This window comes from Mucilaginibacter sp. PAMB04168 (assembly GCF_039634365.2).
GTDB lineage: Bacteria > Bacteroidota > Bacteroidia > Sphingobacteriales > Sphingobacteriaceae > Mucilaginibacter.
Genome location: NZ_CP155079.2, coordinates 5,046,213 through 5,064,483, shown reverse-complemented (window position 1 = coordinate 5,064,483; position 18,271 = coordinate 5,046,213). Strand labels below are relative to the sequence as shown.

Here is an 18,271-nt window from a genome sequence, read left to right as displayed (position 1 = left end):
TTATATATGTTGTTGTAGCTGGTAAACAGGTGCGTTTCTGTTAATGTTTTGCTAAACAGGTTAAGTATATTCTTAAATAAGTAATTTTGCTGTGTTAACGCTTGTGCTTAATGGCCTAAGCTTTTGATCCGCACATATTCATGACGCAAAATCCTATTAATAATAAAACCTGGTTCTGGCTGTTTTTTTCGTTAGCGGTGGCCTATGTTTTTGGTCTTTTTGTGCCCTTAATGAACGAGGATGCCTCGCACCACGCTAACATTGCCCTGCACATGGTGCAAAACCATGATTATGTGAACCTGGTTGATGATAATGGCAAAGATTACCTGGACAAACCCCACCTGCATTTCTGGCTGTCTGCCCTGTCGTTCAATCTGTTTGGCGTAAATACTATTGCTTATAAAATACCAGCGTTGTTAGCAACCATTTTAGGCTTGTTTTCTACCTACAAGCTGGGTAGGCGCTTGTATAATCAACCCGCCGGCCTGCTGGCTGCTGTAATTTATGCCAGTGCTCAGGCCCAGTTTCTGGCTAATAACGATGTACGTATGGATGCACTGCTTACGGCCAGTATCATATTTGCTACCTGGCAATTAGTAGAATCGGTTTATAATGCGCGCTGGTACAACTATGTGCTGGCAGCTTTAGGGTTGGCTATGGCTTTTACCACCAAGGGTATGATTGGATTTGTAATGCCTTGCGCTGCACTGTTCTTTCTACTGGTATATCAGCGCAACTGGACAGCTATTTTTCACTGGCGCTGGCTGGTGGTGTTGGTTTGCTGGGCTATTTTTATTGCCCCCTGCGTGTACTGTTATTACCTGCAATATGATCTGCATCCCGAAAAGGTGGTGCGTAATATGCGCAACGTATCGGGCGTAAAGTTCATCCTTTGGCAGCAAAATTTTGAACGACTGGATGGCAAGCATTGGGGTAAAGGGCACAAAGATTATTTTTTCTTTTTTCATACCCTGCTATGGGCTTTCCTGCCGTTTTGCCTGCTTACCTATGTGGCGTTTTTCGACTGGGCGGCCTTTTTTGTAAAGAACCGTTTTACGCCCATTAAGCATTACGAATTCTTAACAGTAGGTACCATCATCTTCATCTTTGTTATCATATCTTCATCGGGTTATCAGCTGCCGCATTATTTAAATATCCTGTTCCCGTTTTTTGCACTTATTACTGCTGGGTTGCTTATTACTAAATTTGAATTGCATCATCAGCGTAGCCTTAATATTTACCTAATTATTCAGTATTTAGTAATTGCCATTGTAGCTGTGCTGCTGGTGCTGTTAAACTTTTGGTGTTTCCCAGTACATTCTTGGTCGGTTATGGGGGTATCGGTTGTTGTTTTGGCTGCAATGGTTTATGTGCTGGTTAAAGAGCGCGAGGTGCTAACCAGGCTGGTGGTACTTTCGGTTTTAATGGCATCACTTACCAATGTGCTTATTAACGGTAATGTATACCAGCAATTGTTAAATTACCAGGGCGGTATAGGTTTGGCACAGGTAGTTAACCGCAATAATATTCCCAAACAGCATATTTATAACTTTTATCATCACAGTTCAGGGTTCAACTTCTACGCACAAAACCTCACGGGTTTTATTGGCGTTCCGGGTATTAAAGAGAAGAGAGCTAAAGGCGAGGAAGTGTGGATATTCACTACGCCCGAAGCTAAGGCTAACCTGCTGAAAGAAGGTGTAAAGTACGAAGTTGTTTATGCTGATACCGATTTTGGTATAACCCGCTTAACCAAGGAATTTCTGAATCCGGCTACCCGAAAGCAAGCCTGCACTACCGATTACCTGATCAAAATTAAATAAGCTTAAACGTAGCGGCTGATAATAAAAAGAATGATTTGCAGCACAATGTTGGCATAAACGCCAGCGAGCACATCATCCATCATTACGCCGGTGCCGGCTGGGAGTTTTTCCATTTTGCGTATGCCGAGGGGTTTAACAATATCGAAAAAGCGGAAAAGTATTAGTGCAACTATAAGGTTAAAATTGGTTAACGGGACAAATAGCAAGGCTATCATTTGCCCGGCTACTTCATCTATCACAACCCGGGAGCTGTCTTTGCCCCAATCGGCCTCTACCTGATTGCCGGTATGGATGCCTGTTAGGGTAACCAATACAGTAGCTAAAGGTAATACCCAAATATGTTCAAAAACATCAGTTGGGCGTAGCAGGTATATAACTAAACAAGTAATTACCGCAGCTACGGTACCCCCGCCTTTTATATATCCAACACCAAAAATTGAGGCTATGATTTTGTTCAGATTCATGACGAATAATGCGCCGGCAAAGGTAGCAAAAAGTACATGCGTGGATGACTAACCGGCTTTTGTAACAAAAATTTGCCTTAATGTTTAATTTTAGCCTATTTGCAATCATGACTAAACGACCGCGCGCATTAATATTTGATATGAATGGTACCATGATAAACGATATGGACTACCATACCAAGGCCTGGCAGCGCATATTTAACGAAGAATTGGGAGGCAATTTTAGCTGGGACGAAGTTAAGGTACAGATGTACGGCAAAAATGATGAAGTGCTGGAGCGGGTATTTGGCGCGCAGCGGTTTACAGAGGAGGAGAAGAAAGCGCTGTCATTTGCCAAAGAGCAACGCTACCAGCAGGAATACCTGCCTCAACTTGCCTTATTGCCCGGTTTGGCCAATCTGTTAGAAGAAGCGCATCAACAACAAGTGCCGATGGCAATTGCATCAGCTGCTATACCTTTTAATATCGATTTTGTGCTGGATAATCTTAACATCCGTCATTACTTTAAAGCCATTGTAAGTGCCGATGATGTGCTGCTGAGCAAACCTCATCCCGAAACGTTTTTGAAAGCCGCACGCCTGTTACAGGTAGACCCAATTGACTGCCTGGTGTTTGAAGACGTACCTAAAGGTGCAGAGGCGGCGTTAAATGCAGGGATGCCTGCGGCGGTATTAACCACCACCCATCAGCGTGAGGAATTTGCCCACCTCGATCACATCCTGCATTTTAGTGCCGATTTTACTGATAATTTTTTTGCCGACTTGTTAAAGTAATTACAGCATCACTGCCATATTTTAGTCAGCTTGTGTAAACTATTGGTTGCTCTGGCGCTTATAATATAGCTTTGATGTATTATAATTATGGAATCATTATCAGGAAAAACAGCTTTAATAACCGGTGCCGGTAAAGGCATTGGCAAAGCGCTGGCTATAGCCTTAGCCAAAGAAGGTGTAAACGTAGGCCTGCTGGCCCGTACCGCAAGCGATCTGGAACAACTCGCGACCGAGCTGCAGCAGTTTAACGTAAAAGTTGCGGTAGCTACCGCCGATGTTGCTAATATGGAAGCCGTAAACATGGCGGTTAAGCAATTACAGGCGGACTTAGGTTTTATTGATATTTTAGTGAATAACGCGGGCGTAGCTTACTTTGGTAGCTTTTTAGAATTAGACCCGGCGAAGTTTGAGCAAACCATACAAGTGAATTTGCTAGGCGTATACTATGTAACCCGTGCTGTATTACCTGCCATGATTGAGCGCAAAACAGGCGATATCATCAATATCTCATCAACAGCAGGGCAGCGTGGCGCTGCGGTTACCAGTGCTTACACTGCATCTAAAGCCGGTTTAATTGGCTTGTCCGAATCGCTCATGCAGGAGGTTCGCAAGCATAACATACGGGTAAGCAGTCTCACACCAAGCACCGTGGCTACAGGTTTGGCTATAGATCTGAAACTGACGGATGGCAATCCCGGCAAGGTTATGCAGCCCGAAGATTTTGCTGAGTTTATAGTGCACAACCTAAAGCTAAACCGCCGGGTATTTGTAAAAGAAGCGGGCTTGTGGTCAACCAACCCATAATAAAAAAGAATAAGTGCTTACTAGTATGTACCAGTAAGCACTTTATTCTTATTTGTAAGCGGCAACTCCGGCCAAAGCCACCTCACGGTCTTGTTCTACACTACCGCCCGATACGCCTATAGCGCCAACAATCTCACTGGCGCTTTTCAACGGCACGCCACCCGGAAAAGATATCAACCCGCCGTTAGATACTTCAATGTTGTACAAGGGGCCTCCGGGTTGTGATAAGCCACCTATATCGCCCGATTCCATATCAAAAAAACGTGCCGTTTTGGCTTTCTTGATCGATATATCTACAGAGCCAAGCCAGGCATTATCCATGCGCGCAAAGGCTTTCAAATTAGCGCCGGCATCTACCACGGCAATATTCATGGGCACGCCAATCTCCTGCGCTTTTAACTGGGCTGCCGTTATAACTGCCTGCGCTTGTTCTAATGTAATATTCATTTTTTAGTCGTTGTTGGTATATCTAACTACAGGCGGCTGGGTATTCGGTTTTAATTATACTATGCTAAAAACGAATAAAGAATTTTGCCGGTTTGAAGATAGCCGGTTTGAAGCTTAGTTTATAAATCTGGTAAAAAGCTGCTTGCAAGCCTTCAGGCGCACTTTAGGAGTCGCATGGGTGCAGGAAAGATTGTATATTAGGGAACTATTTATCAACTATGGACCTTATTACCGAACTGGCCGAGCTGGCTTTGGCTACGCGCTTGAAACGCCTGAGCGACCGGCTGGCGCAAGACGTAAACAAGATATACAAGGAGCTTAATCTTAATTTTGAATCAAAATGGTTTTTGGTGCTTGAACTGCTAAACCGGAGAAAGGTAATGTCTATTGTTGATATCGCTGATGAATTAAAGCTGACGCACCCCGCTATTGTGCAGTTTGCCGACCAGATGCTGAAGGCTAAGCTTATTATTGCACAAAAGGATGAAAATGACGGCCGTAAGCGGATGGTGTCTTTATCGGCCAGCGGTAAAAAGCTGTTACGACAGCTGGCACCGGTGCTGGAGGTGATTAGGACTGAAAACGAACATTGGCTGAGCGAAGCCGATACTAATCTACTAAACATTTTAGGTCAGTTGGAGAAAGCGCTCGACAAAAGGAATATGTATCTTAGAATAAAAGAAAAGCTAAGTGATGGTAAGGAAAGTGAAGTTTGATATTAAGGATTTGGAAAGCATTAAGCTGCTGGTAGATCGGTTTTATGCCAGTGTAAGGAACGATGAGCTGCTTGGACCGGTGTTTGCCGACGTAATTAAGGATGACTGGCAGCCTCATTTGGATAAAATGTATGCCTTTTGGAATGCTGCCTTGTTTTGTGTAGCTGGCTTTAGGGGCAACCCTTTTGCACGGCATGCGCCGTTATCTATACAACCACAGCATTTTGACCGCTGGTTGCAAGTGTTTAACCAAACTGTTAACGACAACTTTGAAGGGCCCATGGCCGATGATGCCAAGAAACGCGCCGAACTCATGAGCATCATGTTTCAGGCCAAGCTTAGCCGTGTGAAAGATGGCTTTAGTAAAATAATTGTGTAATACTTTATAAGTGGTTGCCTGCTTGTCAAGTTAAGCAAATGATAATAAAGACTAAAAATTTTGGCTATATCATCTGAAACCTACCTGCAGGGCAAAAGAGGGTTGGAGTTAAGCGCTAAAGAGAATGCCCTCCCTTCGGCACCTGCATTCAATTAGCCCATAATCTTACTTGAAGGTAACCTAGGCAGCTAATAGGTTAGTTACAATATTTCCTGATTGCGTCGTAAGCTTCCTTTAAGCCTAATTCGCCTGCTTTACTCAGGTCCATACAGCCATTTATTTTTTCGGCCGATACTTGTACGCGTATCATACCACGTTGGTAGTAAGCCTGGCGTAAGCGGGTATCAAGCGCAATGGCGGCCGTAAAGTCGTCAATGGCGCCCCGACTATCTCTCTGCTGCACCTTAAGTTCTCCTCTGCGCAGGAAAGCCATTTTGTTTGCGGCGTTCATTTGTATAGCTGTGGTATAATCCAGCATAGCACCACGGTAATCTTGCAGTTTAAACTTTGCCACGCCGCGGTACAGGTAAGCATCCGAGTTGTTAGGGTTCATATCAATAGCGGTGTTGTACTCTTGTATGGCGTTAATAGAATCCTGCAAGGCAAATTTAGCCAGGCCCCGGTATACAAAAACGTCCTCATCCTGCGGGTCGTTTTCATACGCCTTTTTAAAATCATCCATTGCGCTTAATGAATCAGGCAAATAAGCTTTGGATAAGCCCCTGAAATAATAAGCCTTGGCACTGTTGGTATTTATGTCAAGCGCTTTGTTGTAAGCATCTATCGCCCCTAAATGGTCATTTAAGCCGGCTTTGGCATTTCCTAAAAACAAGTAAGCTTCCTCGCTTTGGCGTTGCGAAATTGCCTTATTTATATCGGCAAGAGCACCTTCAAAATCACCGTAACCGGCTTTCAGGTTACCCCGGTTCTGGTAAGCCTCTGCCGATCCGGTATCAATGCGCAATACCTGGTTAAAATCACGTGCGGCACCCTGCGTATCGCCCAGCTTACTTTTGGCTACACCACGTTTAATAAAAAATGCGGTATTTTTTGGATTGATCTTTATACCCAGGTTGTACGTATCAATAGCGCCCTGGTAATCCCGAAACAAGGCACGGGCGTTACCGAGTTTTAAATAAGCCTCCTCGCTTCTTGGAGAATTGTCGAGCACACGCTGGTAATCCTGCGCCGCGCCGGCAAAGTTGCGTAAGCGTGCACGCACGTTGCCGCGTTCCAGGTAGGCGTCCATATAATCGGGGCGCAGCTCAATGGCGCGGGTGTAATCTTCTACAGCACCGCGTAAGTCTTTCAAATCGCGCTTTACGTTACCGCGCGAGTAATAGGTATAGCTGTTGCGGTTATTCAGTTCAATTGCCGTATTCAAATCGCTCAAAGCATTAACCGTATCTTTTAATTCTGCTTTAGAATTACCCCGTATAGCAAATGCACCATCATCCTTATCATTGCTTTTAATTACAAAATCGGCATCATCAATGGCGCCTTCATAATCCTTGTTATCATAGCGTATACCGGCACGCGCACGGTAAGCCTCGGGGTAACCATCAGGCGAAAGCTGGATGGCCTTGTTAAGGTCGGCCAGGGCGTTTACTTTATCGCCAATGTTTAAGCGGGCTACGCCGCGCCTTACATACAGTTCGGCATTGTTTGGGTTTTGCGTAATGGCTTTGGTGTACTCTACAATAGCACCACGGTTATCGGCTACGTTTATTTTGGCGTTAGCCAGGTAATGGTTCAGCTCTGATAATTTTGGATTGAGGCGCATTGCCTGGTTATAGTCATTAATGGCGCCCTGGTTATTACCCATATTTACCTTAGCGTTGCCCCTGTAATAAAAGGCCTCGGCATTGCGTGGGTTTAAGGCAATGGCTTTATCAAAATCTAAAATGGAGCCGTTGTAATTCTTTAAGGTAGCTTTGGCATTGGCGCGATAGTAATACAATTCAGAGCTGTTGGGCTTAAATTTAATGGCACGGTCGTAATCTAGTATAGCGCCGGCATTATCGCCCATATTGCTTTTGGCTACGCCCCGGTAGGTGTACAGGTCGGCATTGTTAGGCTTAAGCTGTATGGCTTTATTAAAATCATCTACAGCGCCTATAAAATCCTTCAGGTTGCTTTTAGCGTTGGCGCGATAATGATAAATGTCAGCATTGTTAGGCAAATAGCGCAACGCCGTAGTGTAATCTTTTACAGCGTCTTCATAGTGCTGCAAATTACTGTGTGCATTGGCGCGGTAGTAATAAGCTTCGCCCTTGTCTGATTTTAACCTGATGGTTTGCGTATAGTCGGCAATGGCGCCGGCAAAGTCACCTGTATTGGTGCGCGAGTTTGCGCGGTAAAAAACGGCATTTACATTAGTCGAATCGAGCTGAAGCGCGTGGGTATAATCCTGTATAGCGCCATTATAATTCTTGACCTTATCTTTAGCATTGCCTGCCTGTATGTAAGACGCTGTGGTTTGAGCATTTGCCCAAATGGGTAAAATAAGCGATAGAATAAGTAATAATTTCCCCATATTATAAAAAGCAGTTTTGCCAGTGCCAGCTAAAAACAGCGTTGCCATCAAGAGTATACCCTAAATTAAGGATATGCCTTCTGCACTTCTTTAAACCCGTACTAAAATACACATTTTGCTCTAAGTTTAATTAATAAAGCCCAAAGCGGATGTTAAGCAAGGATTTGTGCAACTAATTCTGGCAAACTTGTTTGTTAAAATTTAATAACTATATAAAAAACACGCTTAAACATTAAAAAGCGACAAATTTAAACAATAGCAGACGGAGTAACCAGTGTATAACTATAAGTTAATTGCATTGTGCTTCATTAACTGGGATAGCCATATGTTTATTGTTTTGTATGGAGTAGTTACAACTATCATGCAAATAACTGCTTGGGGTAAGGCGTAGCAAAAGAATACGCTGGCTTTTGTATGATGTGGTTCATTAAAACCAGCATATTCTTTATAGTTGTAATAGGGCTTAAATACACGCCCATTTTTGGGTAAAACTGCAGGTAGCTTTAGCGTAAGAGATGCGGGTGATAAATTACCTATACAATAGCGTAAAGCTGCTGTAATTAACTGCGCTCTTCCCAAATAGCGCCAAGGTGCAGTATGGTTTCTACAGCCTTCTGCATGTCTTGTACCGATACCCATTCCTGGCGACCATGAAAGGCATGCTCCCCAGCAAAAATGTTAGGGCAAGGCAACCCCATAAACGAGAGCCGTGATCCGTCGGTTCCGCCACGAATACTGCATAGTTTGGCGTCTAATCCGGCACGACGGATGGCCTCCATGCCGTAATCTACAATGTGGGGGTGTTCATCCAGCGCCTGTTTCATGTTGCGGTACTGCTCCTTAACCTGTAGTTTGTAGGTAGCACCCGGAAAGCCTTTCAATATGTTTTCGGTAATATCCCTAATGGTTTGCGCGTGTTGCTTTAATGCATCCGTATCAAAATCACGAATAATGAATTCAATCATAGCGTGCTCTACATGGCCGCTTATACCCACAGGGTGTACAAAGCCCTGCTTGCCCTCGGTACCCTCGGGCGATAACCCGAATGGCAGCGCTGCAATAATTTGTCCGGCAATTTTAATGGCGCTTAGCATTTGCCCTTTAGCAAAGCCCGGGTGAGCGCTTACGCCACTGATCAGCAGTTTAGCGCCGTCGGCCGAAAAGGTTTCGTTCTCCATGTTGCCGGCGGTTTCACCATCCATGGTGTATGCAGCAAAGGCGCCCAGCTTTTTAAGATCAACCTTGTCTACACCGCGGCCTATTTCCTCATCAGGCGTAAAAAGTATTTTGATGGTTCCGTGTTTAATTTCGGGATGATGAAGCAGTTGGTAGCAAGCATCCATAATTTCGGCTACGCCAGCTTTATTGTCGGCGCCCAGTAGGGTGGTGCCGCTGGCAGTTATAATATCGTTGCCTATTTGATTACGTAGCTCAGGGTGGTTTTGGGGCTTAAGCACCTGGGTGTTATCATCTGGCAGCACCAAATCCTGACCCTGGTAATTGCGGTGAATAATGGGTTTAACGCCTTTGCCACTGCTATCGGGCGAGGTATCCATATGCGAGCAAAAGCAAATAACCGGCACATTTACTTTGGAAGTGTTTGCGGGTATGGTGGCGTACACATAACCGTATTCGTCCAAGTGTGCATCATTAATGCCCATTTCCAGAAGTTCCTGTACCAGCACACGGCCAAGGTTTTTTTGCTTTTCGGTAGATGGGTAAGTTGATGATTCGGGGTCTGACTGGGTATCTATAGTTACATAACGTAAAAAGCGTTGGGTAACAGTAAAGTCGCGTAGATTCATAGTATTCAAATATCCGAACAAAGATGGTGTTTTGTGACATACTTAGTGTTTTTTATCATTGTGCCGATTTCTACCTTTCTTAATACTACACTTGTTATCTCTCGAAATGACAAGTGCCCGACACGGAACGAATACACAAATTATATTACCTTTAATGGATGAATACGGAAGAACTGCGTGACTACTGCCTGCAGAAACCATACACTGAAGAGGCGATGCCTTTTGGCGAAGAAACGCTGGTATTTAAAGTGGGTGGTAAGATATTTTTGCTAACCAGCCTGGATACGGGTAACCGCTTTAATGTTAAATGCGACCCAGAGTTGGCTATGGAATGGCGTGAACAATTCAGCGAAGTGCAACCCGGCTATCACATGAATAAAACGCATTGGAATACTGTGTACATGGATGGCTCGCTCACCCGCAAGCAACTGTGCGAAATGATAGATCATTCGTACGAGCTTATTGTTAAAAGCCTGCCTAAAAAAATACAGGCGGAGCTTTTTAGCAAATAATAAGGAAGTTATGTTGACTTATATAGTACGACGTTTATAAAGCGCCACCACAAGGTTTACAACAACTAAGGAAATAATTAAGGCTATCATCATGTGCTTGTACGTTAGTTACATACAAAAGGTTGCAAAGTGCATTCCAGTTATGTAAACTATGCTTTAAAGCCCAGCAGCGGCGTTTTTTATGTCCGACCCGAAGTTTTTTGGGCAAACGCTTCCACAACAGTAAGGGCCGGTGTGGAAGTGCAGCCGCTAAACGCGTTTAATGTAGGGGCTACGGCGTTTTGACGGAGCTGGCTTCTTTTCCTTACCCTTAGCAGGTTCAGGCTGCGGCTCGGCAAGGGTATCCTGATCAAAAGCATCATACCGACGAGCCATTTTGGCTACGCGTTCTTCCAAACTTTCTAGGGTCAGTTTTTCCCGAAGGCGGTCTACCATAATAGGGAAGGCGAAAGGCGTAGGGCGCTCCACTTTTTTAATAACAATTTCCTGGGTCTGGATGCGCTGTAGTGCCGCCCTTAGCCTGAATTCTTCCAACTGGAATGCCAGCGCTTCATTAAATGATTGCCTGATGAGCAGGTTATCGGGCTCATATTCCATAAACACATCAAACAGCAACCCTGTGCTGGCCTGCAGGTGCCGGTTTTTTACAGGCTGACCAGGGTAGCCGGTAAATACCAGCCCGCCAATGTTGGCAATATCCCTGAAACGGCGGCGTGCCATTTCATTGGCATTCAGGCTATGTTGTATATCGTCTATTAAGCTGTGAATGCTGAACAGATCTTCTTCCAGTGCTTCCATGAGTGGGATGGGCTCATCGGTAAGCAGCTCAAAGCCATAATCGTTCATGGCAATGCTGTAGGTTGCTTTTTTAATTTTGCCAATGCGGTAGGCAATTAATGATGCCATGCCCTCATGCACCAGCCGGCCTTCAAACGGATAAAAAAACAAATGGTGCCCATCGCGCGATTCGAACGACTCAATCAGCAGATCACTTTTTTTGGGCAGATGTGAGAGTTCTTCCTGCAGGTTAAATAGTGAGCGGAGCGCCTTCACTTCCGGGTCTTTTTCCTGATGATGGGCCACCTCGTCCAGCTTATCGCGCAGTACCGACGATAGTTGCGATGAAAGCGGCATGCGCCCACCCGCCCAACTTGGTATAAGTCCCTTGGTTTTGGTTGATTTTTTGACGAAAGCCGTCATTTCTTTCAGTTGCACAAATTCGAGGCTGCGGCCGGCAAACCAAAATGTATCACCGGGTTTAAGGCGTGATACAAAGCTTTCTTCGATAGATCCCAACCCTCCGCCATGCAGCAGCTTAACCCGCAGGCTCACGCTGCTGGTAATAGTGCCGATGCTGAAACGGTGCCGCATAGCTACCCGTCGGCTGTTCACCTTGTATAAGCCGTCCTCAACCTCAACCTTTAAAAACTCGTCATATTGTGATAGGGTGGCGCCACCAGTTGTAATAAACGTTAGCAACTCGCCAAACTCGCTTTCGCGCAGATCGGCAAAAGAGAAGGTGCTTTTTACTTCATTGTACAACTGGTCGGCGTGGAAACCGTCTGATACCGCCAGCGTAACCATGTATTGGATCAATACATCCATAGCCAGCAAAATAGGGTCGCGGCTTTCAAAATTTACATTTTCGATAGCCTGTTTTAAGGCTGCGCCTTCCAATAACTCCAGGGAGTGTGTAGGAATAAAATAGGCTTTAGACACCGCACCCGGATGGTGACCACTACGTCCGGCCCGCTGCATAAAACGGGCAACACCTTTGGGGCTGCCTACTTGCACTACAGTATCTACCGGACGAAAATCGACCCCCAAGTCCAAGCTTGAGGTGCAAACCACCACCTTTAATATACCTTGGTGCAGCGCCTGCTCTACCCAGTTGCGCAGTTCATTATCAAGCGAGCCGTGGTGCATGGCCATAATGCCAGCATACTCGGGGTAGCGGTCTAAAATGGCGTGATACCAAATTTCGGACTGTGCGCGCGTATTGGTAAAAATAAGCGTGGTTTTACTGTTGGCTACAATCTCCATCACTTCGGGTAACAGTTTCAGGCCAATGTGACCGGTCCAGGAGTAGTTCTCCACATCTTCGGGAATTACCGATTGTATATCCAGCTTTTTATTAATGTTAGCCCTGATCATCCGCATCCTATCGGCCGGATAATTGTTACCCAGCAACACCTCCGCCGCCTGCTCCAGGTTGCCAATAGTAGCGCTTATGCCCCAGATTTTTAGATGCCCAGTGTCTTTAGTACGGGGTACGGAGCTTTTAATTCCGGATTTATTGTTTGAGTTGACTGTTTTTTGTAGTTCATGCGCTGTAACTTCTTTCTCATTCCTGGCTCCCTCTACTTCGTGCTTTGTGCTTTCTTCGCCTCTCAACCCCTTCAGCCTCGATAGTCCCAGTTCAACCTGTACGCCGCGTTTGCTGCCCAGGAGTTCGTGCCACTCGTCTATAACCACCACTTGGAGGTGCTGGAATAGTTTAGGGTAGTCTTTTTGGGCCAGCATCAGGTGTAGGCTTTCGGGCGTGGTGAGCAGTACTTCAGGTAGTTTTTTACGTAGGGCCTGCTTTTCGGCAGCAGAGGTATCGCCGGTGCGGGTGCCTATGCGCCAGGGAAGTTCCAATTCATCACATACTTCCTGCATGGCCTTTCGTATATCATTGGTTAAAGCGCGCAAGGGCGTTATCCACAACATAAGCAGGCCGTTGTTGGTGCGGGTTTTATAGGTGTCAGGGTATTGATTGATGTAACCCACCAGGAAGGGTAAAAACAGCGCAAATGTTTTACCGCTGCCGGTAGGGGCGTTGAGCAGGCCCGAATAGCCGGCCAAATAGGCGTCCTGCATTTCCTGCTGAAACGGGAACTGCTGCCATCCTTTTTGTTTAAACCACCGGCTAATTATTTCCTGCCCTTTGCTACTCATGTTGTAATAATACAAAGCAACCGTATTTTAGTTGCATGCCAACAGTAACGGTGTGTTGTTTGTATATAGTATATATGCGCTACCTGCTTTATACATCAGCCTTACTAATGATGGCCTGCAAACCATCATCTGATTCTAGTCAAGCTCAAAATCAACCCTTTGATTCTGTTAAACATGTGGATACGGAATCGGTTAAGCCGGTTCCTGCCGACAGGCTTATCGTTCCCGGCAAGTCTGTAGGTCGTACAGTATTAAATGATAACGGTGCTGAAGTAGTAAAACGACTGGGTAGGCCAGATGCTGGTGACGCCGCCATGGGTAAGGCAGTGTCCATATGGTACGCCAACCATGATAGTACCGCACATCAAACCATGATTTATACTGCCCGGCAAATGGGTACTAGTGATGAAACCGCCCGCGTAAAACAAATACGCATTACCTCGCCCTGGTTTACAACGGCCGACAGCGTGCGTACAGGCGTGCCATTGCAGCAGATAAAGCAGCATTACGAGCTTACAAAGGCAGCTTATTATACAAAGGGCAAGAAGCAGTTTACCTTATACACCACAACCCGTGGCATTACGTTTGAAATTGACTCCTACAGCAATTGTTCAGCTATTATAATAGGCGAACCACAAGATAAAACAGGCAGCTTATATTTGCCGTTTTATGAAAATCTGCAAATTATAAAATAGGATATAACTTTACTGAGGCCCAAAAGCCTTTTGCAACTCGGCCTGAAATTCGGGCAGGTGTGCCTGCATTTTTTGCTGACCCAATGCCATGCCTTTTTGCAAGAGTGCCGGTAGTCTTTCGTTTACTTTTTTTCCGGCAGGCGTTAAATAAAACTGAGTTATTTGTTTTAGTTCAGTTTCTGTGAATTCTTGCGCATACAGGGTAACCAAGTCTGGCTTCATGGCATTAAAGTTCATGTACTTGGTTAAAAAGGCTAACATTATTTCTTTGAACTTCGCTTTTTTGTCGGCCGGAACTTGTGCACTGCTTGCATCAACAATAGCACTGTATGAGCGGGGTAACTGGGCCGCCATATCAGTTGCATTGAGCAAAGCTTCGGCAGCCTTAAGATGACTGGCTGACGGCGTAGCGGTTTGTGCTTTTGCTAAGCCTGCAGTTAAAACCAATAAACAAATCAATAAGAATTTTGATGGAGAAGACATTTCGTTAAATTTTGATCAAGATACCTCTATTGTACATAACCCACAAGATTGCCATCCATAATAATACATAGCCAATTGCCCAGCCCAGGGAGGCATTTATGGGAGAAAAGTACGGCGTAAAGAGGGTGTCGTAAAGTGCAGTGTTTAAACTTGCTTTGTCGCCCTGAAAGTTGACTTTTATACGGCCCATGGCACGTGCCATCATGCCCGAAACCACAAACACCGTAATGGCATTTACACCGTAAACTACAAAAGGCTTGGTAAAGCGGCGGTAGCCTTGTACATCAATAAGCCAGTAACACAACATAAAGCAAAGCATGCCCAAGCCGCCTGCAAACAGCACATATGAACTGGTCCATAACGATTTATTGATAGGGAACCAAACGTTCCATAATAACCCTAAGCCTGTAAGCAATATGCCTGCACCCAGCAAGGCATAAACTTTGGTTTGGCTGGTATAGTTTTTTTGCCTGAGCCAAGTGCCGGTCAATATACCCAGCAAACCGGTAGATAAAGCGGGCATTGAACTAAGCAAACCTTCCGGATCCCACGTTTTGCTTTGTTTCCACAAGTGGGCGCTGGTAAATATGGTGCAATCCAGCCAGGCACCCAGGTTGGTTTCGGGTTCCAGGTTGGGTGCTGTGCCGCCCGGTACGGGCACACGGGTCATAAGCAAATAATAGCCTATTAAAAATAATGCGGCCAGTACTGCCTGCACGCGGTAGCCTGTTTTAATATAAATTAAACTGCAAATAAGATACACCAGCGCAATGCGTTGCAGAACGCCCGGAATACGCACGGTGCTCAAATCCCAATTCAAGAAAAAAGACATAAACACACCCAGCAGAAAAATGATGACAGCCCGGCGAAGCGCTTTTAACATGAGGGTCATGTGTGTAGATGGGTCTGCCTTTTTGGTTTCCATTGCAAACGGGATAGATATGCCCACAATAAACAGAAAGAAAGGAAACACCAGATCGGTTGGGGTGCAGCCGTTCCAGGCTGCATGTTCTAAAGGCGGATAAATGTGACCCCAGCTGCCGGGGTTATTTACCAGTATCATGGCCATTACGGTAATGCCGCGAAAAACATCGAGCGAGAGAAGCCGGGGGCTTTTTGTTGTAAGGTTTGAAGTCATATGCGTTGCATAAATGTAAACAATTATTTAAGTAAGTATAGTGTAGATGTTGAGGATATGATTTTTACCTACCTTAGCGTATGCTGAATGCCAATTTAAGCAAGATGTTTACTATCGCTCAAAAGCCTGAGCGAATATTGTGGGCCTCATGTCGGGTACCTCACTTGACGGGCTGGATATTGCCTTGTGCTGGTTTAGTGGCAGCGGTTTTAATACCACGTTCCAATTACTTGATTTTACTACTGTTGCCTATATGGATACCTTCAGGCAGGATGTTCGGGAGGTATTTGCACAAAAGCAAGTTAGCCTCGAAAAACTATGCCTACTCAATGCCAGCATTGGCAGCCTGCATGGTGAATATGTATGTAACATGTTACAGCATTGGGGATACCAGGCAGGTGATGTAGATCTGATTGCCAGTCATGGGCAAACTGTTTATCATGCACCGCAGCGCCTGCACGGACTGGAAGGCTACCCTAATGCCACCCTTCAAATAGGCGATGGTGATCACATAGCAGTAAAAACCGGTGTTATAACCATCAGCGATTTCAGGCAAAAGCATGTGGCCGGCGGCGGCGAGGGAGCGCCGCTGGTATTGTACGGCGATGTGTTGCTGGGCAGTCATCCACACCAAAACAGAATACTGCTTAACATTGGTGGCATAGCTAACCTTACCTGGTTGCCAGCCAGTAAACAGAATATCATCTGCACGGATGTTGGCCCCGGCAATACCTTGATCGATGCTGCCTGTCAAAAATACTTTAACCAGCCTTATGATAACGGTGGGCGCATAGCTCTCAGTGGTCGTGTAAGCCAACCCCTTTTAACACAATTGCTACAGCACCCGTTTTTTACCCAGCCAGCACCCAAAACAACAGGACCAGAGTTGTTCAGTAAACAATATGTGCAGGAGGCCCAGTAAAAATCAGATACGTTAGGTATCCAGCCCCAAGATTTGGTGGCCACATTAACGGCATTTACAGCAGAAGGTATCATCAATTTTGTTAAAGCCAATATTGCTGATAATATCACCCAATTACTGCTTAGCGGAGGTGGGGCGAAAAATACCTGTCTTGTTAATCATCTTCGCAAGGCTTTCCCTGCGGTGCAAATTGCAGATACCAATATTATAGGCATTAACGCAGATGCTAAAGAGGCTATTTTGTTCGCCTTGCTGGCCAATGAGGCGGTTGCGGATGAGCCTGTTTCCATTGGTACAAACCCGGCAATATTAATGGGCAAGTTTAGCTTTCCGGCGTAAGCCGCAAACCTACGGAGCACCTATCGATTTAAAAAAAGTGTTCTGGCTAGCACTCGAAAATGATACCCTGATAATAGCTTTGTTAAATTACACTTTAAAGGAAAAAGGCTTGCCACCGGCAAGCATTTTTCCTTTAAAGATTGGTACGCTATACCCCGCTCTTAATTCACATTTGCCTTTAATCCATACTTTTCGCTGTAGCGTTTGTATAGTTGTTTATGCAGGTTGTCCAAGCTTATGCTTTTGCCTTGTATGTAGGCATTTTCTACGTTCAGGGTAAGCATGTCCAGGGCATCACCGGTTGAAATAAAGAGGTTGGCGTCTTTGCCGGTTTCTAAGGTGCCGGTTGTTTTATCGATACCTAATATTTTGGCATTGTTAAGGGTAATCATGGATACAGCCTGCTCTTTGGTTAAGCCGTAACCCACCGCCTGGCCTGCCTCAAAAGGCAAATTGCGCTGACGCCAGAAACCGGTACCCGTTAAGCCATACATTACGCCGGCTTCCTGCAGCAGGTGCGGCAATTTGTAGGGGAGGTAAACATCGTCTTCGTCCTTATCGGGCAGGGCTTGGGTTTCTTTGATTACAACCGGTACATTGTTGTCTTTCAGGATATCGGTGACCAGGTAAGATTCGCGACCACCAACAATTACGGCCTGTACACCAAATTGCTTGGCAAAGTTTACTGCCTGCATAATCTCTTTAGCGCCATCGGCATTGATGAATAGCTTTTTGGTGCCATTAAATAAACCTACCATAGCGGCCAGGCGTACATTGGTTACCGCTGGTTTGGCCTCCGCATAGCTTTTTGCTTGCGAGAAGAGACTAACGAACCCATCAATAGCTTTTTGCGCGCGCTCAGCCGGCGACTCTTGCAGAGCTCCACCCGGAGCGCCAAAACCACCACGCCGACCGCGGGCAGCACGCGCTACAGGCCAGGTCATGTGAATGCCGATGTCTTTTTTGTAAGCGGCATCTTCCCAGTTCCAGCCATCCAGCATCATTACCGATGACTGACCAGGCATAGTGCCGCCTTGTGGCGTAGGCTGTGCCAGCAACACACCGTTTGAACGAACGGTTGGTATAACCTTAGAGTCGGTATTGTAGGCAATTAATGAACGTACATGCGGGTTTAATTCGCCGGTTTCGGTTTCATCGTCTGTAGCCCTTACCGATTCAAACTCCACCAAACCTAGTGAAGTGATAGGGCATATAAAACCAGGGTATACTTGCTTGCCGTTAGCATTTACTATTGTAGCGCCTGCCGTGTTGGGGGCGGTTCCTTCGCCAATGGCGGTTATTTTGCCTTTATCAAAAGCAATGTAACCATTGCTGATCACCTTGCCGTTACCTACGTGTATCATTGCCCCTGTAATTACAACAGGGCCTGCTTGTGGCTTGGCCGGCATAATGTTAGCCTGGCCAAACGCGAGGACGGCGCTCAGCATCAATCCTCCAAAACTTAAAACTAATTTCTTTTTCATGATGATTATAA

The 18,271-nt window shown here is 45.6% G+C and carries 15 protein-coding genes and 1 pseudogene; 8 read left to right on the top strand and 8 right to left on the bottom strand.

The window, feature by feature from the left end; all coding sequences use genetic code 11:
• The first annotated feature begins 140 nt into the window (after positions 1-140).
• Positions 141-1,823: a glycosyltransferase family 39 protein gene (locus tag ABDD94_RS21260; protein WP_345953916.1), complete on the top strand. Its 1,683-nt coding sequence runs from the start codon at positions 141-143 to the stop codon at positions 1,821-1,823.
• 2 nt (positions 1,824-1,825) lie between these two features.
• On the opposite strand, the gene ABDD94_RS21255 is transcribed toward ABDD94_RS21260, so the two are convergent.
• Positions 1,826-2,287, bottom strand: a complete 462-nt coding sequence (locus ABDD94_RS21255) for a phosphatidylglycerophosphatase A (protein ID WP_345953915.1) — start codon at positions 2,285-2,287, stop codon at positions 1,826-1,828.
• A 107-nt stretch (positions 2,288-2,394) separates the two neighbouring features.
• Here ABDD94_RS21255 and ABDD94_RS21250 point away from each other — a divergent pair, with 107 nt between their 5' ends.
• Both ABDD94_RS21250 and ABDD94_RS21245 read left to right on the top strand, forming a co-directional pair.
• Positions 2,395-3,060 carry an HAD family phosphatase gene (locus ABDD94_RS21250; RefSeq protein ID WP_345953914.1) on the top strand — a complete coding sequence of 222 codons (666 nt, stop codon included), beginning with the start codon at positions 2,395-2,397 and terminating at the stop codon, positions 3,058-3,060.
• Between the two features lie 87 nt (positions 3,061-3,147).
• Positions 3,148-3,864, top strand: a complete 717-nt coding sequence (locus ABDD94_RS21245) for a 3-ketoacyl-ACP reductase (protein ID WP_345953913.1) — start codon at positions 3,148-3,150, stop codon at positions 3,862-3,864.
• 48 nt (positions 3,865-3,912) lie between these two features.
• On the opposite strand, the gene ABDD94_RS21240 is transcribed toward ABDD94_RS21245, so the two are convergent.
• The gene (locus tag ABDD94_RS21240) at positions 3,913-4,311 is read right to left on the bottom strand and encodes a heme-binding protein (protein ID WP_345953912.1); all 399 of its coding nucleotides are present in this window, start codon (positions 4,309-4,311) and stop codon (positions 3,913-3,915) included.
• A 218-nt stretch (positions 4,312-4,529) separates the two neighbouring features.
• Between ABDD94_RS21240 and ABDD94_RS21235 the strand changes: the two genes are divergently transcribed.
• Together ABDD94_RS21235 and ABDD94_RS21230 are read left to right on the top strand one after the other, a co-directional pair.
• Entirely contained in the window at positions 4,530-5,027 is a 498-nt protein-coding gene (locus tag ABDD94_RS21235; RefSeq protein ID WP_345950094.1) for a MarR family transcriptional regulator, read from the top strand.
• Positions 5,005-5,406, top strand: coding sequence for a group III truncated hemoglobin (locus ABDD94_RS21230; protein ID WP_345953911.1), 402 nt, complete (start codon positions 5,005-5,007; stop codon positions 5,404-5,406). The genes ABDD94_RS21235 and ABDD94_RS21230 overlap by 23 nt, the downstream gene beginning before the upstream one ends.
• Before the next feature lie 196 nt (positions 5,407-5,602).
• On the opposite strand, the gene ABDD94_RS21225 is transcribed toward ABDD94_RS21230, so the two are convergent.
• Positions 5,603-7,942, bottom strand: a complete 2,340-nt coding sequence (locus tag ABDD94_RS21225; protein WP_345953910.1) for a tetratricopeptide repeat protein — start codon at positions 7,940-7,942, stop codon at positions 5,603-5,605.
• 560 nt (positions 7,943-8,502) lie between these two features.
• Complete coding sequence (gene pepT / locus ABDD94_RS21220) at positions 8,503-9,747, bottom strand: peptidase T (protein WP_345953909.1); 1,245 nt, start codon at positions 9,745-9,747, stop codon at positions 8,503-8,505.
• 158 nt (positions 9,748-9,905) lie between these two features.
• On the opposite strand from pepT, the gene ABDD94_RS21215 reads away from it, so the two are divergent.
• Positions 9,906-10,259 carry an MmcQ/YjbR family DNA-binding protein gene (locus ABDD94_RS21215; RefSeq protein ID WP_345953908.1) on the top strand — a complete coding sequence of 118 codons (354 nt, stop codon included), beginning with the start codon at positions 9,906-9,908 and terminating at the stop codon, positions 10,257-10,259.
• 249 nt (positions 10,260-10,508) lie between these two features.
• Here the strand turns inward: ABDD94_RS21215 and ABDD94_RS21210 are convergent, their stop codons facing one another.
• A complete protein-coding gene (locus ABDD94_RS21210; protein WP_345953907.1) occupies positions 10,509-13,199 on the bottom strand; it encodes a ligase-associated DNA damage response DEXH box helicase in 2,691 nt (896 codons plus the stop codon).
• Between the two features lie 74 nt (positions 13,200-13,273).
• On the opposite strand from ABDD94_RS21210, the gene ABDD94_RS21205 reads away from it, so the two are divergent.
• The gene (locus ABDD94_RS21205; RefSeq protein WP_345953906.1) at positions 13,274-13,894 is read left to right on the top strand and encodes a hypothetical protein; all 621 of its coding nucleotides are present in this window, start codon (positions 13,274-13,276) and stop codon (positions 13,892-13,894) included.
• Between the two features lie 9 nt (positions 13,895-13,903).
• Here the strand turns inward: ABDD94_RS21205 and ABDD94_RS21200 are convergent, their stop codons facing one another.
• Positions 13,904-14,377, bottom strand: coding sequence for a DUF2059 domain-containing protein (locus ABDD94_RS21200; protein WP_345950101.1), 474 nt, complete (start codon positions 14,375-14,377; stop codon positions 13,904-13,906).
• 4 nt (positions 14,378-14,381) lie between these two features.
• The gene (locus tag ABDD94_RS21195) at positions 14,382-15,515 is read right to left on the bottom strand and encodes a DUF5009 domain-containing protein (protein WP_345953905.1); all 1,134 of its coding nucleotides are present in this window, start codon (positions 15,513-15,515) and stop codon (positions 14,382-14,384) included.
• A 148-nt stretch (positions 15,516-15,663) separates the two neighbouring features.
• Between ABDD94_RS21195 and ABDD94_RS21190 the strand changes: the two are divergent.
• Positions 15,664-16,776: pseudogene (locus ABDD94_RS21190) on the top strand (anhydro-N-acetylmuramic acid kinase).
• Positions 16,777-16,937: 161 nt separating this feature from the next.
• On the opposite strand, the gene ABDD94_RS21185 reads toward ABDD94_RS21190, so the two are convergent.
• Positions 16,938-18,260 carry an amidohydrolase family protein gene (locus ABDD94_RS21185; RefSeq protein WP_345953904.1) on the bottom strand — a complete coding sequence of 441 codons (1,323 nt, stop codon included), beginning with the start codon at positions 18,258-18,260 and terminating at the stop codon, positions 16,938-16,940.
• Positions 18,261-18,271: the final 11 nt, after the last annotated feature.